The sequence below is a fragment of the Arthrobacter sp. TmtSoilC79 genome (assembly GCF_059739405.1).
The window spans coordinates 4,439,689-4,462,258 of record NZ_AP046051.1; the positions used below are offsets into that span (position 1 = coordinate 4,439,689).

Below are 22,570 nucleotides of genomic sequence, written 5' to 3' on the forward strand. Positions count from 1 at the left end.
GGCCTATTCGTTGTCCGGCTGGCCCACCGGCTTCTCGGCGGGCCAATCAACGTCCTGTTCGTAGCCTTCGTGCTTTTTCAGGTATGCAGCGATGTACGGGCAGTGCGGAATGATGCGCTTGCCGGAGGCCACAACATCGTCCAGGGCAAAGTGTGCGAGGACTTTTGCCAGGCCCTGGCCGTTGAACCCGGGCTTGGTTTCGGTGTGGATGAAATCGATGTGACCGGGCCGATCAAGGAACTGGGAAATCACGGCCAGCTCGCCATCTACGTGCAGCTCATAGCGGTGGAATTTGTCGTTGCGCACCGTAGTGACGCCAGGACGGAACGATTCTGCCAGTGAATCCGTGTACTCGGTCATGGTTCGAGATTGGCACTAAAACCTGGCTCTGGCAACGTGGACAGCGCTCCAACGCGCCGCCCCGCCAAGTCCGCGGCAAACGGTAGCCGGATGACCGGCGTCGGGACCCTGCCCAGCAGCAGGACCGAAAGGGCAAAGCACGCCGCTCCCCCACCCAACAATGCAAGCGTCTGTCCGTTGAAGGCTGCGTCTGCGACCGGGACTAAGACGACGACGGCGGCCGTCACCACAGCGGTACGCGAGGGCCCCCGCGCGTGGCTTGCCGCCGTCGGACGGTTCTCCAGGCGGCCAAAAAGCCACACCACCGGCACGAGCACCGCGACCACAGCCAGGAATACAGGGATCCGGGCCCACCACCACTCCCCCGTTCCCGCCAGGGGCTTGGGCAGGTCGGTGAGCAACAGCAGCCCTGACATGCCCACCAGCAGCGGAAGATGCCAAAGGTAGACCGTCATGGACCTGCGGCCCGCCACCGCAATAACGGTACGGACCCACCCGACTCCCGCAAGCCAGGTGATGCCGGGCCGGAGCATGTAGAGCGTGGCGGCCTGCGAGATGCCCAACAGCAGCATGCAAAGGTTGGGTGGGTTGATATTGACCACCATGTTTCCCGGGTACACGCCCACCCCGGTCACGAGTCCCAGCAACAAGTTGCTGGAGACAATGACCCCCACCAGCCACGTGCGGCTGCGGTGTTCGAAGAATCCGTCGGCCATCAGGAATCCCAACTGCTGGACCGCGCACCACACGAAGACCATGTTGGCAAAAGCCAGCACGGGAAGGGCGCCACGGAGGGAGTCGACGGTGATGATGAGCGCCACCAACGCTGCGAACGTCAGCAACGGTGCGCGTTCATGCAGGCGGGCCAGCAGCGGAACACTGAGCTGCGCTGTGAGGTAGGCGGCCAGGAACCATAGCGGCATGGCAGCGCCGGCGGTCATGAGCTGGATGACCTGGGGGTGGACACCCAGCAGGAGCGCCAACCACAAGCTCCCCCACATGACAGCCAGCAGCGCCATGGCGGGGCGGACCAGCCGCAGGAGACGGAGTTGGGCGAAATCGAATCCGGTACCACCGCGGGCTTTCAGGCGTCGCCATGACTGAAGTCCCGTCACGCCACCCAGCACAAAGAACAGCGGAACAATCATGAGGGCCCAGGCCACGGGAGTAAACCAGCTTTGCTCCATGAGCACATTCCCCGTGGTCACTGTCCCGTCCTTCTGCAGGACAGGGCTGACCATCATGCAATGCGCTGCCACCACAAGGAGCAGGCAAGTGAAGCGGACAAGGTCGATCGCCGGATCCCTCTGCGCCACCATGTCCCGGTCCGCGCGGGGCTGCGCTTGCGATTCCCGCTCCACGGCTCTCCCTTGGAATCCACGCCTCTGCGTGCTGTCTCCATTGTCCGCCCGGTGGAAGGGCGGAGCCAGCAGGCACGGGGTTAAGGGGTTTCGTCAATAATCCACAACGGGAAACAAAGGTCTGGACGAGGGGGTAAATCACCGGCAGGATCAGACGCATGACTACGTCGATTTTCGTGAACCTGCCCGTCAGCGACCTCGAGGCATCCAAAGCCTTCTACACAGCACTCGGTTACACCATCAACCCAAACTTCACCGATGAAACTGCCGCCTGTGTGGTCTTCAGCGACACCATCTACGCCATGCTCCTGACCCACGAGAAATTCAGCCAGTTCACCAAACAGCCCATCGCAGACACTAAGAACTCGACGGCGGCAATTGTTGCCCTTTCTGCCGACAGCCGCGAAGACGTGGATGCCTTGGCCACCAAGGCGCTGGAGGCCGGCGGATCCGAAACGTACGACGCCCAGGATCTCGGCTTCATGTACAGCCGCGCGTTCCGCGACCTGGACGGTCACCATTGGGAAGTTCTCTGGATGGACGCTGCCGCAGCGCAGGATGGTCCGCCGGAGTCGTAGCCGCGAGGAGGGCTACTGGCTGGCGGCCAAAGTCCTGCCGGCGGCCGGGTTCCTAGCTGATAGCCAGTGCCAGCACACCCAGCACGACGGCCAGCAAAGGCGTGGTTCCCTGGAGGGTCGCGGCGCGGAGGTACTTTTTGCCACTCGCTGCAAGGACCAGTGCCGCCAGGAGCATGGAGCCGCAACTGCTGAAGACCAAGGTCCAGCCCACCTGGGGTGCACCCATTGCCACGGCGATGATGCCGATCAGGGCGCCAATGGCCAGGAACAGGTTGTAGAAGCCCTGGTTGTAAGCGAGCGGCTTGGTGGTTTCAGCATCGGCTTGGGACGTGATGCTGAACGTCTTCCACGTTTTCGGCTTGGTCCAGGTGATGGACTCCATGGTGAAGATGTAGACGTGGAGCAGGGCAGCTATCGCAGCAAAAATCAGGGAGGCCAGGATCATGTTTTGATCCTAGCCTCCCTGTGATGACGGGCCCGGGCGCCGCGCTGCCGTCAGGTGCTGAGCAGCTCCAGCGTGGCCCCGGCAAACGTTGCTGCTGAGACGTTCCACCGGCCCAGCAGGCCTTGCAGATTCTCGCCATCGGCCCGGTGGGCTGTGGTTTCGGATTCGAGTGTGGCAAGAATCCCGGTGCGAAGTTCAGTGTTGAAGTTCACTTTGCCAACGTTCATGGAAGGTGCCTTTGAGAGCTCATCGGCCGGGATTCCCGAGGCACCGTGCAGCACCAGCGGGACTGCGGTCTGCGCGGCGACGTCCTGCAGGACATCCCAGCGGATGTCGGGCTCGCCCGTGTACTTTCCATGCACGTTGCCCACAGCCACAGCCAGGAGTTGGGCACCCGTCCGCTCCACGAAGTCCGCCACCTGCGCGGGGTCAGTGAGTCCCGCAACGGAAGCACCGGCGTCGAGCGCTGAATCAGCGGCGCTGAAAGCCTTGTCCTCATCGCCCGCGAGGCCGCCGAGTTCCGCTTCAATCACGACGTCGGCAGCACCGGCCGCGTCCAGCGCGGCACGGACTTGGCGGACCAGGGCGATGTTGTTCTCGTAGGGCAAGGACGAACCATCGGCCAGCACGGCGTCCGCACCGGCAGCCACGGATTCGAGAATGACCTCAAGGTCCGAGGCATGATCCAGCTGGACGGAGACCGGGACCGTGGCGTCGTCGGCCAGGCCGCGAAGGGCGGCGATGAGCCTCAAGCCGTTGGCGGTACATGCTGTTTTGGGCGCAACCAGCAGGATCACTCCCAAGCGGGCTTCCTCTGCGGCCGAAACTACAGCCAGGGCGGTGGTGAAGTCGTAGCAGGTGAAGGCGGGAACAGCGGAACCTGACGTCAGCGCCGAGCCAACCAGGTGGTCGAGTTTGGCACGCATCAGTGGCCAAGGCCTCCCACCAGGATCCAGGCGACGTACGTCAGCACGAAGCCGGCGAGGCCCAGGATGGTGGTGAGGACGGTCCAGGTCTTGAGTCCGTCGGAGACAGTGAGGCCGTAGTAGCGGATCACGGTCCAGAAGCCTGCGTCCGTCACATGGGACAGGCCCAGCGCACCGAAGCCGATGGCGATCACAATGACGGCGATCTGGGCAGGAGTGTAACCGCCCTCCATTACCGCGGAGGTGAGCAGGCCGGTTGTGGTCACGATTGCCACGGTGGCCGAACCCTGCGCGGCGCGCAATGCCAGGGAGATGATGAAGCCAAGGACGATCACCGGCAGGCCGAGGCTGTCCAGGGTGTGGGACAGGGCCGCGCCGATGCCCGAGGTGCGGAGGACTTCACCGAACACGCCACCGGCAGCAACAACCATCAGGATCGAAGCGATGGGAGGCAATGCGCCTTCGAAGATCTCACCGGTTTCCTTGAGGGACCAGTTGCGGCGGACGGCGAGCAGGAAGAAGGAGAGTGCCACGGCTACCAGGAGCGCGAAGAAGGGGTTGCCGATGAACGCGGCCACGCCATACCAGTAGTTCTCCTTGGGGATGGTCAGCGTGCCGACGGTTCCGAGGAGGATCTGGGCGATCGGTGCGGCGATCAGGAACATGATCAGGCCGGGACGTGGAGGGGCGATCGCACGGGCGCCGGGACCTTCGTGGCCAACGTGGACCAGGGACTCGGAGCCGAACTCTTCAACCTGCTTTTTGACGCCGGGCAGAAGCTCGTAGTCCTTGCGGTTCATGATGCTGGCAACCCAGTAGGACAGGAAGCCCAGGGGGATGCAGATGATGAGCGAGATCATGGTGATGAGCCCGATGTCCGCGCCGAAGACGCCTGCCCCTGCCACGATGCCCGGGTGCGGCGGGACAGCTACGTGGATGGACAGCATGATGCCGGCCATGGGCAGGCCGAATTTGATGGGGTGCACATTGGCGATCTTGGCGAAAGCGTAGACGATCGGGACCAGGACGATCACGCCCACTTCGAAGAACACGGGGATCGCCACAAGGAAGCCGACGGCGGTCAGCGCGACGGCGACGCGCTTGGCGCCGAGCTTCTGGGTGAAGTGGGTGGCGAGTGATTGCACCCCTCCTGATACTTCGATCATCCGGCCGAGGATGGCGCCAAGGGCGATCAGCAATGCGACCTTGCCCATGGTGCTGCCAACGCCGGTGGTCACCACGGTGAAGATGTCCTTCAGCGGAATCTGGGCTGCGACGCCTACCAGAATGCTGACGGCCAGCAGGGCAACGAAAGCCTGGATTTTGAAGCGGATGATCAGCACCAGCAGCAGGGCAATACCGGCAGCGGCGATGGTCAGCAGAAGGGGTGTTCCCAGCTCCACTGCGGGTTTGATGGGTGGGGCATCGGCCGCCCGGACCATCAAGGAGTTAACGAGGGGATTCATTGGGGGTGTCTCCTTTGACAAACCAGTCTAAAGAAGACCGGCGGGAGGTGGCGGCGACGGCGAAGGGGGGATCGCCGTCGTCGCGCGTTCTGGTGGGGTGCTTAGGCGGTGCGCTTTGAGGGCGCAACAACCTTGATGACGGCGGAGTCGTCTGCGGCGGCGAGGCCTTGGGCCTGGCCGAGGAGGTAAAGCTGTTCTGCTGCGGCGGCAACGGGGGCGGCCAGGCCTGCGGCCCGTGTTGCCTTGCCTACGATCCCCATGTCCTTGACGAAGATATCGAGCCGGCTCAGGACCTCTGCGCCGTCTTCGGAGTAGGCCTCCAGGATGCGCGGGCCGCGGTTGGAAAGCATGAAGGAGCCGGCGGCCCCGGCTTCGAGGGCGGCGAGGGTCTTGGCCTGGTCCAGGCCCAAGGCATCGGCGAGGGCCATGGCCTCGGCAGCAGCGGCAATGTGGACGCCGCAGAGGAGCTGGTTGACCGTCTTCAGCGCTTGGCCGTCGCCGGGCTTGTCTCCAACAATGCTCAGGGTGGATGCCAGCAGCTCCAGTGCGGGACGGGCCTTTTCAAGTGCCTCCGGTTCGGCGCCGACAACGATCAGCAGGTCGCCTTCTCCGGCGCGCTTCGGACCACCGGAAAGCGGCGCATCCACCAGGGCCACCCCGTATTCTGCAAGCTTCTCCACTGTGGCGGGGATGGCGTCGGTGCCTACGGTGCTGCCAAGGATCACTACAGCGCCCGGCTTCAACACCGAAGCGACGCCGTTCTCACCGAAGAGGACGTCGTTGAGTTGTTCGCCGTTGCGGACGGCCAGGAGCAGGGCGTCGGCGCCATCGGATGCCTCACGGGCAGAGGCGAAGGTCTTGATGCCGGCCGCTGCAGCGAGTTCCAGCCTGGGCTCGGCGATGTCGAAGCCGTGAACGGTGAGCTCGGAGGCGAGGCGGGTTGCCATGGGCAGGCCCATGGCGCCCAGGCCCAGGACGGTGACGGTGTAGTTGCTGCTGGTCATGGTGTTCTCCATTGAATTTTTCTGCGGCTGGGGTTCTAGAAAGTGGCGCTGAGCTTGCGGGTGACGTCGGTCAGGGATTGGTCATCGCCCACGTTGCCTGCAAAGACGATGTACGGGATGCCCTTGGCGAGGCCGTCCACCGGCTCCCAGAGCGAGACGATGCCTGGCAGCATGGGGCCGCGGACAATGGCGTGGCGGATTTCCAGGCCGTGCGCGGCCACGTCCGAGGACGTGATGCCGCCCTTGGCGATGACGAACCGCGGCGGGAAGGTCTTCAGAGTCCGGTTCACCACGGCGACGACGGCGGCCGAGACGGTGCGGGCGATCTTCAGGCTCGCTGCGGGATCGTCGGTCTTGATGAGCAGGCGGCTGGTGTGGACGATCACGTCGCCTTTGTGGAGGGCGTCGACGACGTCGGAGACGACGGTTTCGATGTAGGCTTCGGCGTCTGCTTCGCCCGCGGTTTCGGTTCCGGCGATCAGTTTCTCGACGTCGATCTCGATAGTCCGGGCCGAGCTGTGCTCTGCGGTCAGTGAGTTGAGCTGGCGGGTGGTGACACCCACATGGGAGCCCACCACGATCAGGCCGCCGGCTGTGGAGGGAGTGTTGCCTGCGTAGGCTTCCTCCGAGGTCAGCGCGCTGCGGATTTCCTGTCCGATCCGGCCCCTCACGAAGGGCGGGCCCACACGGTACAGGAGCTTCTTGCCGCGGCGTTCGGCTTCTTCGAGACCCAGGGCGAGGGCGCGGAAGTCGTTCTCGGTAACGATGTCGGCCACGATCGGGGTGGAGTTGGTGGCGTGCTCCAGGGCGTCGGCGATGGCCTTTGCGGAGATGGTGGGATCCTGTGCGGAAGCTCCGGCCCGGATGATGTTCAGGTCCAGGACGATCACGTCGGCGGCAGGGAATCGGCCGTGCGACTTCTCCTCCACATACTTGGCCATCTCTGAGTTGGCGAAGCCGAAGCTCGCGTCCTTGGCGAATTCCGTCTCGGCAACAGGGGTGAGGGTGCCTGCATTGTCGCCCGTCCCGCGCATGTAGTGGACGCCGCCGATGGTGACGCGACCGGCGTCGGGAAATGCCGGAACGATCACCACGCCGTCAGTGACTTCACCGGTTTCGGCCGCCACGGTGGCGGCGATGACGTCCGGCTCCAGGGGGTAGTGGCCACGGAGGGTGGAGTCGCTGCGGCTGACGAAACCCAGGCGCAGCCGAGGACCAACCCCATTGCCGGCCGCTGCGGCGAGGGCGTTGCGCACAATCTCCTCATTCCGCGCGGCGGCTTCGGCCGGGTCCAGGCTGCGGGTATTGGTGAGGACGTAGACAGCAGGCTTGGTCTTGTCTTCGTGGATGTGGGTGAAGGCCCAGGTGAAGTCTGCAACTTCCCAGCGGGTGAGCACAGCGAGATCGGCAACGGACTGCGTGCCCGTGGGGTCGTCGTCGAGGACCACCAGGATCCTGGGTGCGGCCGCAGACGACGCCGCAACGGCGTCGGCAACCAACTGGGCGGGAATCTGGACTTCCGCCGGGAAAGCGGCCAAAACGTCGGCTTCAAGGGTCACTGTGCACTCCATCGTGGGAAATCTCTGTAGCGGTTTTGTGAATGTAAGATGTCAGACATCTAACATTTGAATTAGTGTGACACACGGCTCTTCGCGGCGCAAGGTGCTGCGCATCACTAGGCTGGGTCCATGGCTGACAGTGTTGTTCCGCTCCCGTTCGTGAAAGTCCTCACGCCGGCCATTCCCGCAGGTCAGCCGCTTCCCGTGCTGCTGATCCACGGCTGGGCATCCGGCTCGGTGTACTGGGAGCCACTCGCAGCGAAACTGCTCGACGCCGGCCGCGAAGTCTGGATCCTGGACCTCCCCGGCTACCACCCAGGCGAGTCCCTGCCTCCGGATTTCGCGTGGACGCTGGACTCGGCAGCAGCTTCCGTGGCGGCAGCCCTGGACGCCCGAAGACCAGCCCGCGCCGCGCAGGAACCGGTCCACTTGGTGGGCCACTCGATGGGCGGCAGTGTCTCGTTGACCCTTGCGGCAGCCCGCCCCGACCTGGTGGCCTCGCTGACCCTGGTGGGCATGGCGCCGGTGCCGCAAAACCAGGGCTTCAAGGACGTACTCAGAACCCAGCTGAATCAGGGATTCTTCGACACCACGACCAAAGCGAAGCTCATGAATGCCTGGTACGGGGACCTTTCCGCAGAAGACATGGAGCGGCTCAGCACCGGTTTCGATGCCCCCTTCCCGGTTCTGTACGCCAGCGCGCTGGCGGCCATGACCGGCGTCGAGCCTTCAGTCCCCGGCCGCGTCCACGCACCACTGCTGGTGATCGCCGGAACTGATGACCGGGTCCGGCCCATGGAACAGATGCGCGCCTTCGTGGCCGAAGGCCCGGGGCGTCAGTTGAAAGCCATCAGCGGTGCGGGCCACAACGTCCACTGGGAACGACCCCGGGAATGCGTAGAGGCACTCACCGGATTTTGGGAAACAAGCCGGCCACGGCCAGCGTAAGATGTCTGACAACCGCCCGTCCCGAGGGAAATCCGCGGGGAGCCGGACGGTCTGAAGTACAGGAAATGGGGATACATGGCACGCAAGTCACTGGTGGGCGTGGTGGCAGATGAGTTGCTGGACCGCATCATCGCGGGTGAATTTCCACCCGGAACAGTGGTCCCCGGTGAGCTCGAGCTCAGTGCCAAACACGAGGTAAGCCGCATGACCGTGCGCGAGGCCATGAAAACCCTCGAGGCGCAGCGGATTCTCAGTGTGGAGCGCGGCCGTGGCACGTTCGTCAATCCCCTCAACCAGTGGGCTTCGCTGGAAGCCGTACTTCGTGCCGCTTCCGAAGGAACCAAAGACGCCGCCGCGGCGATCCAGCTTATTGAGCTCCGCCGCATGCTCGAAACAGGCGCATGCGAGCTCGCCGCAGAGCGCATTTCCGATGCCGAACTCGCGGCCCTGACCGAACACGTCAATAAGATGCAGGCCGCCCACGACGTCAACGACCTCGCAGGCTTCGTGGAGGCAGACCTGGCCTTCCACGACGTTATTCTGCACGCCTCCGGCAACGTCTTTGTTGCCGTACTTTTCGAACCGCTGCACCGGGTCCTCGAAGCCCGCCGCACGGAGACCTCGGCTTTCCCGGAGATCCAGGAACACGCGATCGGGCACCACCGGAAGATCGCTGCCGCCCTGGAATCCCGCAATCCGAACGAAGCCCGGCTTGCCATGGACGCGCACATGCAGCAGACACTGGATGACCTGAAGACGTACGTGCTGGAGGCGTAGCTGGCACAGGCGTAGCTAGCGGCGCAAGCTCTCGCTGGGCAGCTCGCCGAAGGCCTTCACATACAGCGCAGAGAAGCGCCCTTGGTGCGTGAAACCGCACAACTCCGCAACCGCCGTCACGCTTTGCTCACGGGGACTGGCCTCCAACAGCATCTCCCGGGCCCGGTCCAGGCGGATACTGCGGAGCATGTCCGACGGCGTCGCTCCCGTTTCCGCCCGCAGCGCGGTTTGGAGCGTGCGGACCGAAACGCCCAGGCACTCAGCGATGTCCGGGACAGTCAGTTCTTCGAAAGCGTGCTTTTCCAACAGTTCACGGCATTCCCGGACCAGACGGCTCTCGGAATCCACGTCCCGGGCTTCCCCGACGGCCGGCTCCATCGCCATCAGCAGGCGCGACACCATGCTGTCCGCCAACAATCCCTGCACAAAGGCCGGAGCCGTGGACTGCGGCTGGCTGATCATGTCGTCATGAAGTTCGACGACGGCCCTCAAGAATGCGCGGCCGGCCGCACCTGAAAGGTCCATGCCGTAGCCGAGTCCACCCGGCGCCGTGCCGTTGAGCTGCCAGGCAACCCGCTCCAGTGCTGAGCGTCTGACATACACAATCATGTGCGGACTGCCGCTGTCCCAGCTCATGGAGAAGGGCCTGTCCAGCGGAGGAACGGTGGCCATGGCCGGATTTGAGTCCACGGTGCTGGCACCCACTTGCATGGACGCATGCCCGGCCAAGGGGATCTGCACCAGGTGGAAATCCTGGAGGCCCTCCGGCTCAATCCGAACGTCCGCGCCGTAGTCCAGGAACTCGATTCCCACATCACCGCGGTGAAGGGAGCGTAGCTTCATGTCCACGGAGGCCTGGCGGGCCCTCGGGGCCAGCTCGTGGCTGCAGAACAGCTCAGCAATTTTGGCGTGCGCTTGGTCTACGTCGGTGGTGGCCATGGTTGGCCGCCCCCGCAGTACGTCACGAGGAAGAATCCTCACCATCCGCCACCTGCTTCACCGGTTTTCTGCTGCACGGGTCATTTTCGCTTTTCGGATGGTCCCCGCGCCGAGCGGATATTCCGGAGTCCAGCGACTCTCTAGAGTCGCTTTCAGGACCAGTATGACGCAGCTCACAGAACTGCAACAGTTACGGAAGCGAGGTGAGGACAAGTGAAGAACATCAAGCTGGTGCATGACCGGCGGGACGAATGGGATCAGAGTCACTTCGAACTCTGGGCGCCGGAGCTTCGGGCCAGGGAAACCCACCTCACTTCCGCGGCCTGGGTTGGCTGGCACGAAGAAGAGGAGGACCCTGCGTAATTCGGATAATCCCCGCACCAAATGGATATTCCGAAAGACCGCGCCTCCCTAGAGTCACTTGCAGGACAACTATGACGCACGTCATATTTCCGTAACATCATCGTCGCAGGAAAGGGTTTGGCACATGTCAGCACTCAAGGGCAGGACAGCGATAGTTACCGGTGGGGCCACCAAGGTGGGCCAGGGCGTGGTCACCGCCTTGCGGGACGCTGGAGCTGTGGTGGTGGTTGCGGATATAGACCCCGACGGCGCCTCCCTCGCCGCCGGGTTGGGCGAAGGAGTCCACTACTCCCACACAGATATCACCGACGATGCAGCCGTGGACCGGCTGGTCAGCGGGACCGCGGCCCGGCACGGCAGCCTGGACATCCTGGTCAATCTGGCCTGCACATACAAGGACGACGGCGGAGCATCAGGCCGGGCAGACTGGCTCGAAGCACTCAACGTCAACCTTGTCAGCGCGGTAGTGGCAAGCAACGCAGCCCGCCCCTACCTCAAGGCATCCGGACACGGTGCCATCATCAACTTCACCTCGATCTCCAGCTCAGTGGCCCAAACCGGTCGCTGGCTCTACCCGGCCAGCAAAGCAGCCCTGGTCCAGGTCACCCGCAGCATGGCCGTGGACTTCGCACCGGACGGCATTCGGGTCAACTCGGTCAGCCCCGGTTGGGTGTGGAGCAACATCATGGACTCCCTGAGCAACGGGAACCTCGAAAAGACCGACGCCGTGGCCGCCCCGTTCCATGCACTCAAGCGCGTTGGCCGCCCGCATGAGGTGGGCGACGTCGTCGCGTTCCTCGCCGGCGACCAGGCCAGTTTCGTGACCGGCGCGGATTGGGCCGTCGACGGCGGCTACTCCGCCCTGGGGCCGGAACGCGCCGAGGAAACCATCCCCCTCCTTGCCGCCAACTGAGAACAGCGACAGCCAAGCACAACAGCAACAGAGACCGCACAGACCAAGAGAAAAGGGCAACACCATGACGCAACGCCACATCACCATCGTCGGAGCGGGCCAGTCAGGACTGCAGCTCGGCATCGGCCTCCTCGACGCCGGGTTCCAGGTCACCACCATCTCCAACCGCACGCCTGAGGAAATCCATGATGGCAAAGTAGCCTCCAGCCAATGTATTTTCCACAACGCCCTGGAGCACGAGCGGGCCTTGGGCTTGGATTTCTGGCCGGACGCGCCCACCGTTGACGGCATTTCATTCACCATCCCCCACCCGGAGTTGCCGGGCGAGAAGGCCATCAGCTGGGCTTCCCGCCTGGACAACCACGCCAAGTCCATCGACCAGCGCGTGAAGTTCCCTAAATTCATGGAAGAGTTCACGGCACGGGGCGGCGAACTGGTGTTCGAGGACGCCGGAGTAGCCGAGCTGGAGAAGTACACGCAGAACTCGGATCTGGTGATTGTGGCGGCCGGCAAGGGCGAAATCGCGCAACTCTTCACCCGCGACGCCGAACGCAGCACCTACGACGCCCCGCAGCGCGCCTTGGCATTGACCTACGTCAAGGGCCTGAAACCCCGCGAAGAGTACTCGGCGGTCTCGTTCAACCTCATTCCCGGCGTGGGCGAATACTTCGTCTTCCCGGCCCTGACCACCACGGGTCCCTGCGAGATCATGGTGTTCGAAGGAGTTCCAGGCGGACCCATGGATACGTGGAAGGGCCTCTCCCCCGAGGAACACCTGCAGAACTCCAAAGACATCCTCAACACCTTCCTGCCGTGGGAAGCCGAACGGGCCACGGACGTGGAATTGACCGACCCCAATGGCATCCTTCAGGGACGCTTTGCCCCCACGGTCCGCCACCCCATTGCTACGCTGCCCAGCGGACGGCAGGTACTGGGCCTGGCCGACGTCGTGGTGTTGAACGATCCCATCACCGGGCAAGGCTCCAACAACGCCAGCAAGTGCGCGGCGTCGTACCTGGAAAGCATCCTCCAGCACGGAAGCGGGACGTTCGATGCCGGTTTCATGCAGGCCACGTTCGAGCGCTATTGGGATTACGCCCAGCACGTTGCACACTGGACAAATGCCCTCCTGGCTCCGCCGCCGCCCCACGTCCTTGAACTCCTTGGCGCCGCGAACAACGAGCCGGACATCGCGCACCGCTTCGCCAACGGCTTCAACCACCCGCCCGAATTCCAGGACTGGTTCATGTACCCGGACAAAGCCGCTGACTACCTTGCAGGCCTTTCCGCCGCCAAGGTTTCTTAGCACAACCCTGCTAAAAAGGACTCAACCATGCGAAAAATAGCAATCATTGGGGCAGGGGAATCGGGCGCCCAGCTGGCGCTCGGACTGCAACGGGACGGCTATGCGGTAACCCTTTTGTCCGACCGTTCCGCAGCCCAGATCCGCACCGGCAAAGTCATGTCCAGCCAGTGCATGTTTTCCACCGCCCTGGATGCCGAAGCCCAGCTGGGCACCTCCCTTAACGGGTTCTATGACTCCGGCTCCGTCCCTGAGATCACTTCCATCCGCCTCCGTGTGGATGCGGACGAGCCCATAGAGTGGGAAGCCCCCTTGGATGGCCCCGCCCGCTCAATTGATCAACGCATCAAGAGCGCCCTCTGGATCGAGACGTTCGTGGCCGCCGGGGGTGACTTCCGGATTGAGAAGGTCACCCCCCGCATGCTCGAAGAACTGGCCCGCGATTATGAGCTGGTCATTGTCAGCACTGGCAAGGGTGAGATCGGCCAGATCTTCCCGCGCGACAAGGCGAAATCGCCCTTCGACCGGCCGCAACGGGTGCTCGCGCTCAATTACGTCACGGCCGATGCCGGTGTGCCGGTCGCCGGCAATGAGTCACCGGACAGCGTCCCCAACAGCACCTCCAACAGCACCTCCAACAGCGCCGATGCCATCCGCATGTCCATGGCCCCCGGCGTCGGCGAGTTCTTTACCTTCCCCGGCCTGACCGTTTCCGGACCGTGCCGCATGATGGTGTTCGAAGGCGTGGTTGGTGGTCCCATGGACCGCTGGAGCGGCATCGAAACCCCTCAGGAACAACTGGACCGTTCGCTGGAAATCCTGCGCGAGCACTTCCCGCACGAGGCCGATAACTTCGCAACAGCCGAACTGACCGATAGCGGCGCCACGCTTCTGGGGCGCATCACGCCAACGGTGAGGTCCGCCGTCGGGGAGCTCGGGAACGGAAAGCTGGTGTTCGGGCTCGGCGACGCTGTGGTCCTCAACGATCCCCTCACCGGCCAAGGCTCAAACAATGCGACGCTGGCTGCAAAGTATTACCTCGACGCGATCATTCGCCGGGGCCAGCAGCCGTTCGACCGCAACTGGATGGAGCGGACGTTCGATGAGTTCTGGCGAGGCTGGGGCCAGTGGGCCGTGGAGTGGACCAATGATCTCCTCAAGCCGCGCCGGGACCACCAGAAGACGCTGCTCAGCGAAGCTGCGGAACACCCGGCTTTGGCAGCAGGCATCGCGGCAGGATTTGATGATCCCCGCACGTCCTACCCCTGGTGGTTCGATCCCACCGCCGCTGCCGACTTCATGCAGGCCCGCAAGGAGGAAGACACCGCGGTTTTCGACGTCCGGGACTTCAGGGGTGCGTTGGGCCAGTTCGCCACAGGCGTTACCGTGGTGACCACTGTTGCTGCAGACGGCCGAAAGGTGGGCATGACCGCGAACTCGTTCACGTCAGTCTCCATGGAACCCCCGTTGGTGCTGTGGTGCCCAGGCAAACGCTCACCCAGCCTGGGCGACTTCGAAAACGCCACCCACTTTGCCATCAACATCCTGGCCAGCGACCAGCACGTCCTGTCCCGCCAGTTCGCCACGCCGGCCACCGACAAATTCGCCGGCGCCGGGACCACCGAGGGCATCGCAGGGGTTCCGCTGCTGGACGGCGCGGTGGCCACCTTCCAGTGCCGCACGGTGTCCAGGTACGACGCCGGCGACCACGTCATCTACGTGGGTGAAGTGGAGAAATACGACTACGACGGCGGCGCTCCCCTGGTGTTCCATGCCGGTAAGTACCACGCCACAGCCAGCCACCCGGACTTCTAGCAACCCCCTTGAAAGGTGCGGACATGGACGATTCAGTTGACGTCGCGATCATAGGTTCGGGCATCAATTCCCTGGTTGCGGCAGCGGAGCTGGCGCTTGCCGGTAAGCGTGTGTGCATCATCGAACGCTCGGACCGGCTGGGTGGTTTCATTCATTCGGCGGAGCGGACGCTGCCCGGCTTCATCCATGATTCCTTCTCATCCTGGCACCCTCTGTTCGTGTCCGGCGGTGCCTACGCGGCGCTGGGAAAGGAACTGCATGCCAGGGGCTTGGAGTACTGCAACACCACCGAAGCTGTGACAGCCAGCGTTGCCGCGGATCCGGTGACCGGGGAGCATCGTGTGGTGATTGCGCAGCGGGATCCGGGTGAGACGGCTGCCGCGTTCACCCCCCCTGGCGACCAGGCTGCCTATGGGGCAATGCTGGACGACCTTGGACGGAATGCCGGCACGGTGTTCGGGGCGTTCGGGGCGGAACTCAGGTCCTTCGGGGAGGTCGCGAAGATTGCCTTTGGTGCTGTACGCCGGGGGCGTTTTGCGGGGACGGAAACATTCGTCAGGGACTCGGTGATGAGCGGCAGGAACTACACCCGCAGCCGCTTTGACGGGTGGGAAGCGGACCAGCTGTGGTCACCCTGGCTCCTGCACGCAGGGCTGGGCCCGGACCATGCAACCGGCGGTGTCATGTTGCCGGTGATGGCCATGAGCATGCACAGCTTCGGGATGCCGATCGTGAAGGGCGGGGCCTCCAGGTTCGTCGCGGCGTTTGAGTCGTTGCTGCGCGACAACGGCGTCCGGATCATGCTGGGCGCTGAGGCGGAGGAGATCCTGGTGGGGACCGGCAGCGGCTCCACGAAAGATGGCTCCGTCACCGGCGTCCGGACGTCGCAAGGAGTGGTTTCCGCAGGCACGGTGCTCGCCAACGTTTCCCCCCAGGCCCTGTACACCCGGCTCCTTCGCCAGCCACCGGCCGGCACTGCCGACGCAGCAGCCCGCTACCAGAACGGCCGGGGCGCCATGCAGATCCACCTGGCTCTGGATAAGCCTGTGGAGTGGCTTGATCCCCGGCTCAACACCGTCCCGCTGGTGCACATCAGCAGCGGCTCTGACAGCACGGGAATTGCGTGCGCCCAGGCTGAAGCAGGCCTGCTTCCCAGCGAACCCACGGTGGTGGTGGGGCAGCAATACGTGCTGGATCCATCGCGGGCTCCCGAAGGCAAGGCCACGTTGTGGCTGCAACTGCAGGAAGTCCCGTTCACGCCGGTAGGCGATGCGGCGGGCCAGTTGACCGTTGCGGAGGGCTGGACTGAGGAGTTGAAACAGGGCTACTTGGAACGGGTCCTGGCACGCCTGGAGAAGTTCGCACCGGGAACCAGGGCGACTGTCCTGGCCTCGGACATCATCGCTCCCACGGACCTGGCGGACGCGAATCCCAACGCCGTGAACGGCGACCCCTACGGAGGTTCCGCTGAGCTCTTCCAGAACCTTCTGTGGCGGCCGTTCCCCACGGCAGCCGGGCACCGCACCGCCGTCGACGGTCTTTGGCACATCGGCGCATCGACGCATCCCGGCCCTGGACTTTCCGGCGGTTCCGGACACCTGGTGGCGCAAAAACTGACCGCACCGCCTTCACGGCTTTCCCGCCTTCAAGCAGCACTTAAACCAAGCAAGCGATAGGAGAACAATGTCTGTTCTGGCCGGGCTCACTGCAGCCCTTTCGAGTGGTTCGGTGGAAATCATCGATCTCACCACGCCCCTGAGTTCTGAAACCCCCATCCTGAACCTGCCGCAGCCGTTCGCGAACACGGTGGGTTTGTCGGTCTCGCCGGTCAGTAATTTCGACGACGCCGGCCCGGCTTGGGCGTGGAACGACGTCACCGTGGGCGAACACGCCGGGACGCACCTGGACGCGCCGGTGCACTGGATCACCGGCAAGGACGGCAAGTCAGTGGACCAGATCGAACCGCACCGCCTGATGGGTCCGGTTGCGGTGATCGATAAGACCGCCGAGGTTGCCGCGGACCCGGATTTCCTGCTGGAACCGGAACATTTTGAGCAGTGGCAGGAGGAACACGGCTCTTTCCCGGAGAACTGCTGGATCATTTTCCGGACCGGTTGGGCTGCCCGCGGCACGGACCCGGCGGCTTTCGTCAACGCGGACGACGCCGGACCCCACACTCCCGGGGTCTCTGCCGCGGGCGCCAAGTGGCTCGCCGGGAACGCCTCGATCAGCGGTTTCGGTGTAGAAACGGTGGGGATCGACGCCGGCCAGGCCGGTTCGTTGGATCCGATGTTCCCCGTGCATTCGTTCCTCCTGGGAGCGGACAAGTACGGCGTGACCTCGCTGCGGAACGTGGACCGGCTCCCCGTCACCGGCGCCACCCTGGTGGTAGCGCCGCTGCCGATCGTGGGCGGCACGGGAAGCCCCAGCCGCGTGTACGCGCTGGTTGAAAAAGCATGAGCGGGCAAATACGGGTTTCCACGCTGGTGGGCAGGACGCTGGCGAAGCTCGGCGTCGGGCATGTTTTCGGGGTGGTTGGCAGCGGCAACTTCGATGTCACCGGCACCCTCATGGCCGAAGGCATCCCTTTCACCGCGGCCCGGCACGAGGGCGGCGCGGCGACCATGGCGGATGCTTACTCCCGGATGTCCAGCAAAGTGGGTGTGGTGACCACGCATCAGGGCTGCGGGCTAAGCAACGCCATCACCGGGATCGGGGAAGCAGCGAAAAGCCGGACGCCGATGATCGTGCTCACCGCCGATACCCAGGCCGCAGCCACCAGGTCCAACTTCAAGATCGACCAGGACGCCCTGGCCCGGAGCGTCGGCGCCGTGGCTGAGCGGATCCACTCCCCCGAAAGCGCTGTTGCGGACACTGTCAGGGCTTTCCGGACGGCGGTGAACGAGCGCCGCACGGTGGTCCTGAGCCTGCCGTTGGATATCCAAGGTGCCAGTTCGGCGGACGAGGTGGGTGCCGTCGTCGTGCCTGAACCCTTGAAGGTCCGCCCGGATACTGCCGGAGTGCAGCAACTGGTGGAGTTGATCGCCGCCGCGGAACGGCCCGTGTTCGTCGCCGGACGTGGCGGCAGGGGTGCCCGGGAGGAGATCCTGGAGCTGGCCCGGCACGCGGGCGCGCTGGTGGCAACCTCGGCAGTGGCCAGCGGGCTGTTCAATGGCGACTCCCACAACCTGGGAATTTCCGGCGGTTTCTCCTCACCCTTGACGGCCGAGCTGATCAGCGGCGCGGACCTGATTGTGGGCTGGGGTTGCGCGCTGAACATGTGGACCATGCGGCACGGGAGACTGATCTCCGCCGGCACCAAAGTGGTGCAGATCGACGTCGAAGATTCCGCGCTCGGCGCCAACCGGCCCATCACCCTCGGGCTGCTGGGTGACTCGGCCCTGACCGCTGTGGATGCGTTGGAGGCCCTGCGTTCCGTGCAGTCCGAGCCGGTTGAAAAGTACCGCACTGAAGCCAACGCCCTGGCCATCAAACAGGGCTCCAGGTGGCGGGACGTGGACACCGAAGACCTGTCCACGGAAACAGCCATCGATCCCCGCGTCCTCACCCGCGAACTCGACACCCTGCTCCCCACAGAGCGGATCGTGGCCGTGGATTCGGGCAACTTCATGGGCTACCCCAGCCAATACCTCGCCGTGCCCGACGAGTTCGGGTTCTGCTTCACGCAAGCGTTCCAGGCAATTGGCTTGGGCCTGTACACGGCCATCGGCGCGGCCCTGGCCCAACCACACCGACTGCCCGTGCTGGGCGCCGGCGACGGCGGCTTCCTCATGGGCATCAGCGAACTCGAAACCGCGGCCCGCCTGAAACTGCCCCTGGTCTGCATCGTGTACAACGACGCAGCTTACGGCGCCGAGGTGCATCACTTCGCTTCGGAACACTCCGAGGCAGAGCTCGCCAGCGTGGTGTTCACGGAGACGGACATTGCTGCAATCGCGCGCGGATTCGGGGCCGAAGGCGTGACCGTCCGGACTGTAGCAGACCTGGACGCCATCCGACCCTGGATCGCGGCCTACGAAGCCGGGACACAGGACCGGCCGCTGGTGATCGATGCGAAGATTGCCTCCGACGGCGGATCGTGGTGGCTGGCGGAGGCGTTCCAGGGCCACTAGCTAGGCGGGGCGGTGCTGGCGCGAATTACCAGTTCCGTGGCCACCTCAAGGGCTGCTGAGGAACCAAGGTCCGGCTGCTCGATCTGGTCCGCCAGAATGCCTACGGCCATCGACGCCAATTGGGCCAGGGGCTGCCGGACCGTGGTCAGGGGTGGTGAGGTCAGCGCAGCTTGGGCGATGTCGTCAACGCCCACAACACTGAGGTCGGCCGGAATGCGCAAGGACCGCTGTGCTGCTGCATTCATGACGCCCAGCGCCTGCAGGTCGCTTCCCGTGAAGATCGCGGTGGGCCGCTCGGGAAGGTCAAGGAGCTCGCCGCCCAGGCGAAGGCCGGACTCGATGCTGAAGTCGCCGTCGCGCACGAACTCCGGCAGTACCGGCAGCCCGGCTTCGTGCAGGGCGGCGGCGTAGGCAGCGTAGCGGGCGCGGCCATGGCCGGGGCTGTGTACCCGGCCTGTAATGATGCCGATGCGCTGATGGCCCAGGCTCAGCAGATGGGACACCGCTGCCAGTGCTCCGGAGAACGACGCCGGGCTGACGCTGGGAATCTGCAGCCCCTCCGACCCCTCGGGATCGATGGCGACGGCAGGAATGTTCAACGCCCGGGCTTGGTCCACCAGCGCCGACCCTTGGCGGGGCGCCAGCAGCATCACCCCGTCAAGGCGGTTGCTGGCGGGCTCCCGGAGTTTCTGCCAGTTCTCCACCGTGGCATTCACGGCCCGCGTGTACGCCACGGTATACCCGAGCCGCGCAGCGGCCGCTTCAACCCCTTCCATGGTTTCCAGGACCCAGGGGGAATCGAAGTTGTTCACCACCAGTTGCAGCAGGCCGGGCTCCGTGACGGTGTTCCGCTTGGTGTAGTCGAGCTCCTCCAACGCCTTCCGGACGCGTGCGCGCGTGGCTTCGGAGACGTGGGATCGGCCGTTCAGCACTTTGGAAACAGTGGGTACGGAGACACCCGCAGCCGCAGCCACATCAGCAATCCTGGGGCGTGGGGTGGCGGTCAACGGGGCGGTCCTTGAACTCATGGGGAAACTGCGGCGGCAATGCGCGGAGCGGTCGACCGGCGGACCGGCGAAGTTTCGACCCGCACGGGTCCAACGATAACACTGCCACTTTCGCGCGAACCCAGCGGTAAAGCCGTGAAAATCCCCAGCTCAGCCCCGATCCAGCGTCCCTCCACCACATCAAAATCCCAGAGCGGAATCTGCCAGGGATCCGTGGGACCCACCCGCCAGGCAAACGATGCCCGGGGGGTCTGGTCCGTGCGGATCTGCAGTTCGATCCGTGGCCCGGGAAGGTCCACGGCCCGCCCGACGGGAAGCTCGTGGGGACCTTCGCTGCCGGTGCCGCTGCCCAGGACGTACCCGTCGCCCGTCCGCACGATCCCCAACCAGGCGTACCGCTGGCCAAGAACCACGACGCCGGCCCTGGTGCCTGCCGGGACATCGTCAAGTTCCAGGGTGGTAGTGAAGGTGGACGGAACGCCGGGGAGGATCTGGCCCAGGACGTTGGGGAGCTCCCTGAGGTTGATGGGATCGTTGGCCTGCGGACGCAGGACCAGGTGCCCTCCTCCACAGGTGGAAAACCACTCCTTGCGGGGGTTGGCCTGCCAGTGCCACTGCGGCCCCAGTCCGGGAGTGGTGAAATTGTCGCTGGCTGGAGGTGCCACGGCTTCGGGCGAAGTACCCGCCGGATAGGGGTGGGTCAAAACCGGGGTTCCCGGTCCGCCGTCGTCCGCTGTTTTGCCCATCCATGGCCAGCCGTCCGCGTCCCAACCCATGGGTTGGAGATGGACAACCCGGCCGTAAGCTCCGCGGTCCTGGAAGTGCAGGAACCAATCCTGGCCCTCGGGAGTGGTGACCCAGGCGCCCTGGTGGGGGCCGTTCACCGGCGAATCGCCCTGCTCCAGCACCCGGCGTTCCTGATAAGGCCCGAACGGCGAGCGGGAACGGAACACCGACTGCCACCCGGTGGAGACCCCGCCGGCGGGCGCGAAGATCCAGTACCAGTCATCGCGCTTGTAGAACTTGGGGCCCTCCAGCGTGGTGAATCCGGGCAGGTCTTCGCCGTTGATGACGTGCGTCCCGTGGTCCAGCAATCGTGTGGCGTCGGGGCTCATCCGGTGGACTGTCAGCCGGTTCTTCACCCCGATGCGGCTTTTTGCCCAGCCGTGCACGAGGTACGCCTGCCCGTCGTCGTCCCACAGCGGGCACGGATCTATCAGGCCACGGCCTGCGTACAAAAGGTGCGGCGCGCTCCACGGCCCTTCGGCTTTGTCCGCGCTCAGGACGAAGATTCCATGGTCCGGGTCCGGGTAGAAGATCCAGAACTTCCCGTCGTGATAGCGGAGTGCGGGAGCCCATACGCCGCTTCCGTGGCGCACCAGGGAGTAGTGGCTTGTTTGTGGAAGTTCCGCGAGGGCATGCCCGATGTGTTCCCAATCCACCAGGTTGGTGGAGCGCAGAACGGGCAGGCCAGGGACCCGGTTGAAGCTGGAGGCAATCAGGTAATAGGTGCCCCCAACCTGGACGGCGTCCGGGTCCGGCCAGTCGGCGTTGAGGATGGGGTTGCTGTATTCGCGCGTGCGGTGTCGATTTCCCATGGTGGTCATGGTGTCCTGTCGGGTGAGTTGCTGAAGTGAAAGTGCTGCTGAAGGAGTTCCTGGGCGTGACTGCTGGTGGACACTGCGCCGTCATGGATCACTGCGTGGAGGCTGAGGATCAGTGGATTGTCCCGGTCCGCCGATGCTGCCTTGTCCCACGCGACGGCAGGGCCCGCGCCGATGTACCCCTCGGTCCTCACGAACCATGGACGCAGCTGGCTGGAGTCCTGGGCGAGGATCACGCTGGCATCCTGGCCTTGGTGCCGGAGTCCCACCACGAGCCATGGTGACAGGGAACCGTGCGCTGCCCCGGCGCCTGCCCCTGAGGAACAGAGCACATGCGACGGTGCGTCGCCGACGGGAAACCGCCAAAAGATGCCGCCGTAGCCGGCTCCCGCACGTCCCTTAACGGCCGACGACGATACGGACAGTTGCTCCACGGAACCGGCGGGGCGGATCACCGAGGTAAAGGAAAGACTCCACGTGCTAGGGGCCGGGTGCTCCCCGTAAAGGTAGCTCCGCTGTTCGCTGGCCACTGCCTCGTTGCTGTGGCTGATCCAGGTAATGGTTCCTTCTGCGCTGCCGGCTTCCGTCTGGCCTGCTCTGTGCTCCCAGCCAGAGGCGATCTGGCGCCCATGGTTGGGGAGGATCTCCGGGCCGTTCTGCGTGTACGTTGACCCTCCCCAGAAATTGCTTCCGTTCAGGTCGGAGAACGCCAGGGACAAGCCCAAGTGGTGTGGGTGGTCTTCCGGTGCGGCCTCGGTAAGGCCCACTCCGGTCATCGTCCGGATGGGGTGAAGGTAGGGCCTGGGAGCAACGATCCCCGGCAGGTCCTGCCCGGCGTTCTCCTGCATCACGCACGCTCCGTTGAGGTGGAAGCTTTCCATTCGGCCCCCTTCGGGATGTGTTGGATTGTGCAGCTGGGGCAGCTGTGGCAGTTGTGGACATCAGCATAAACACGACAGAAAGAGTTCGGCAACATGTAAAGAAAGTTTCTTCTATAAATTTCTCCCGAGCTCCCTCGATGTGTTGACAGTCACAGCAATTCCTTGCTAGAAATCGTTTACTCACTACT

Annotated in this window: 21 protein-coding genes; 10 read left to right on the forward strand and 11 right to left on the reverse strand. The window is 64.4% G+C overall.

The genetic code is table 11. The annotated features are described in order from the left end of the window. Positions 1-3: 3 nt before the first annotated feature. Positions 4-360, reverse strand: a complete 357-nt coding sequence (locus AC6JA3_RS20335; RefSeq protein WP_026541744.1) for a GNAT family N-acetyltransferase — start codon at positions 358-360, stop codon at positions 4-6. Beyond that, positions 357-1,679 (reverse strand): acyltransferase family protein, encoded by a 1,323-nt coding sequence (locus AC6JA3_RS20340; RefSeq protein ID WP_223945403.1) that lies wholly within the window; start codon positions 1,677-1,679, stop codon positions 357-359. Before AC6JA3_RS20340 ends, AC6JA3_RS20335 begins: the two co-directional genes overlap by 4 nt. Positions 1,680-1,879: 200 nt before the next feature. Between AC6JA3_RS20340 and AC6JA3_RS20345 the strand changes: the two genes are divergently transcribed. Further along, on the forward strand, positions 1,880-2,299 hold the full coding sequence (locus tag AC6JA3_RS20345) for a VOC family protein (protein WP_223944395.1): 420 nt from the start codon (positions 1,880-1,882) through the stop codon (positions 2,297-2,299). Between the two features lie 52 nt (positions 2,300-2,351). Here the strand turns inward: AC6JA3_RS20345 and AC6JA3_RS20350 are convergent, their stop codons facing one another. The 5 genes from AC6JA3_RS20350 to AC6JA3_RS20370 all read right to left on the reverse strand — a co-directional run bounded on the left by AC6JA3_RS20350 (position 2,352) and on the right by AC6JA3_RS20370 (position 7,699). Next, complete coding sequence (locus AC6JA3_RS20350) at positions 2,352-2,744, reverse strand: DUF1304 domain-containing protein (protein ID WP_026541741.1); 393 nt, start codon at positions 2,742-2,744, stop codon at positions 2,352-2,354. 50 nt (positions 2,745-2,794) lie between these two features. Beyond that, positions 2,795-3,670: a class II fructose-bisphosphate aldolase gene (locus AC6JA3_RS20355; RefSeq protein WP_223944394.1), complete on the reverse strand. Its 876-nt coding sequence runs from the start codon at positions 3,668-3,670 to the stop codon at positions 2,795-2,797. Then, positions 3,670-5,136: a GntP family transporter gene (locus AC6JA3_RS20360; protein ID WP_026541739.1), complete on the reverse strand. Its 1,467-nt coding sequence runs from the start codon at positions 5,134-5,136 to the stop codon at positions 3,670-3,672. The genes AC6JA3_RS20355 and AC6JA3_RS20360 overlap by 1 nt, the downstream gene beginning before the upstream one ends. Before the next feature lie 101 nt (positions 5,137-5,237). Next, positions 5,238-6,140: an NAD(P)-dependent oxidoreductase gene (locus AC6JA3_RS20365; RefSeq protein WP_347782130.1), complete on the reverse strand. Its 903-nt coding sequence runs from the start codon at positions 6,138-6,140 to the stop codon at positions 5,238-5,240. 35 nt (positions 6,141-6,175) lie between these two features. Then, on the reverse strand, positions 6,176-7,699 hold the full coding sequence (locus AC6JA3_RS20370; RefSeq protein ID WP_497920558.1) for a four-carbon acid sugar kinase family protein: 1,524 nt from the start codon (positions 7,697-7,699) through the stop codon (positions 6,176-6,178). Positions 7,700-7,828: 129 nt separating this feature from the next. Between AC6JA3_RS20370 and AC6JA3_RS20375 the strand changes: the two genes are divergently transcribed. Then, positions 7,829-8,647: an alpha/beta fold hydrolase gene (locus AC6JA3_RS20375; RefSeq protein ID WP_347782132.1), complete on the forward strand. Its 819-nt coding sequence runs from the start codon at positions 7,829-7,831 to the stop codon at positions 8,645-8,647. A 75-nt stretch (positions 8,648-8,722) separates the two neighbouring features. Further along, on the forward strand, positions 8,723-9,424 hold the full coding sequence (locus AC6JA3_RS20380; RefSeq protein ID WP_026548031.1) for a FadR/GntR family transcriptional regulator: 702 nt from the start codon (positions 8,723-8,725) through the stop codon (positions 9,422-9,424). A 15-nt stretch (positions 9,425-9,439) separates the two neighbouring features. Here the strand turns inward: AC6JA3_RS20380 and AC6JA3_RS20385 are convergent, their stop codons facing one another. Next, complete coding sequence (locus tag AC6JA3_RS20385; protein ID WP_347782133.1) at positions 9,440-10,363, reverse strand: AraC family transcriptional regulator; 924 nt, start codon at positions 10,361-10,363, stop codon at positions 9,440-9,442. 213 nt (positions 10,364-10,576) lie between these two features. Between AC6JA3_RS20385 and AC6JA3_RS20390 the strand changes: the two genes are divergently transcribed. The 7 genes from AC6JA3_RS20390 to AC6JA3_RS20420 all read left to right on the forward strand — a co-directional run bounded on the left by AC6JA3_RS20390 (position 10,577) and on the right by AC6JA3_RS20420 (position 18,890). Next, positions 10,577-10,726 carry a hypothetical protein gene (locus AC6JA3_RS20390; protein WP_347782135.1) on the forward strand — a complete coding sequence of 50 codons (150 nt, stop codon included), beginning with the start codon at positions 10,577-10,579 and terminating at the stop codon, positions 10,724-10,726. Between the two features lie 124 nt (positions 10,727-10,850). Then, positions 10,851-11,639 carry an SDR family oxidoreductase gene (locus AC6JA3_RS20395; RefSeq protein ID WP_026548029.1) on the forward strand — a complete coding sequence of 263 codons (789 nt, stop codon included), beginning with the start codon at positions 10,851-10,853 and terminating at the stop codon, positions 11,637-11,639. A gap of 64 nt (positions 11,640-11,703) precedes the next feature. Beyond that, complete coding sequence (locus AC6JA3_RS20400) at positions 11,704-12,945, forward strand: styrene monooxygenase/indole monooxygenase family protein (RefSeq protein ID WP_223944388.1); 1,242 nt, start codon at positions 11,704-11,706, stop codon at positions 12,943-12,945. Between the two features lie 27 nt (positions 12,946-12,972). Then, on the forward strand, positions 12,973-14,757 hold the full coding sequence (locus AC6JA3_RS20405) for a flavin reductase (protein ID WP_223944387.1): 1,785 nt from the start codon (positions 12,973-12,975) through the stop codon (positions 14,755-14,757). Between the two features lie 23 nt (positions 14,758-14,780). Continuing rightward, complete coding sequence (locus AC6JA3_RS20410; protein ID WP_223944386.1) at positions 14,781-16,433, forward strand: phytoene desaturase family protein; 1,653 nt, start codon at positions 14,781-14,783, stop codon at positions 16,431-16,433. 7 nt (positions 16,434-16,440) lie between these two features. Continuing rightward, a complete protein-coding gene (locus AC6JA3_RS20415; RefSeq protein WP_223944385.1) occupies positions 16,441-17,217 on the forward strand; it encodes a cyclase family protein in 777 nt (258 codons plus the stop codon). Continuing rightward, positions 17,214-18,890 carry a thiamine pyrophosphate-binding protein gene (locus AC6JA3_RS20420; protein WP_347782136.1) on the forward strand — a complete coding sequence of 559 codons (1,677 nt, stop codon included), beginning with the start codon at positions 17,214-17,216 and terminating at the stop codon, positions 18,888-18,890. Before AC6JA3_RS20415 ends, AC6JA3_RS20420 begins: the two co-directional genes overlap by 4 nt. Here the strand turns inward: AC6JA3_RS20420 and AC6JA3_RS20425 are convergent. Genes AC6JA3_RS20425 through AC6JA3_RS20435 form a run of 3 tightly spaced genes read right to left on the reverse strand, consistent with a single transcriptional unit; the run spans position 18,887 to position 22,382 of the window. Next, the gene (locus AC6JA3_RS20425) at positions 18,887-19,918 is read right to left on the reverse strand and encodes a LacI family DNA-binding transcriptional regulator (RefSeq protein WP_497920559.1); all 1,032 of its coding nucleotides are present in this window, start codon (positions 19,916-19,918) and stop codon (positions 18,887-18,889) included. The two genes, AC6JA3_RS20420 and AC6JA3_RS20425, sit on opposite strands and share 4 nt — an antisense overlap. After that, complete coding sequence (locus AC6JA3_RS20430) at positions 19,915-21,495, reverse strand: glycoside hydrolase family 43 protein (protein ID WP_223944383.1); 1,581 nt, start codon at positions 21,493-21,495, stop codon at positions 19,915-19,917. Before AC6JA3_RS20430 ends, AC6JA3_RS20425 begins: the two co-directional genes overlap by 4 nt. A 5-nt stretch (positions 21,496-21,500) precedes the next feature. Further along, positions 21,501-22,382: a DUF6807 family protein gene (locus tag AC6JA3_RS20435; RefSeq protein ID WP_347782137.1), complete on the reverse strand. Its 882-nt coding sequence runs from the start codon at positions 22,380-22,382 to the stop codon at positions 21,501-21,503. Between the last annotated feature and the right edge of the window lie 188 nt (positions 22,383-22,570).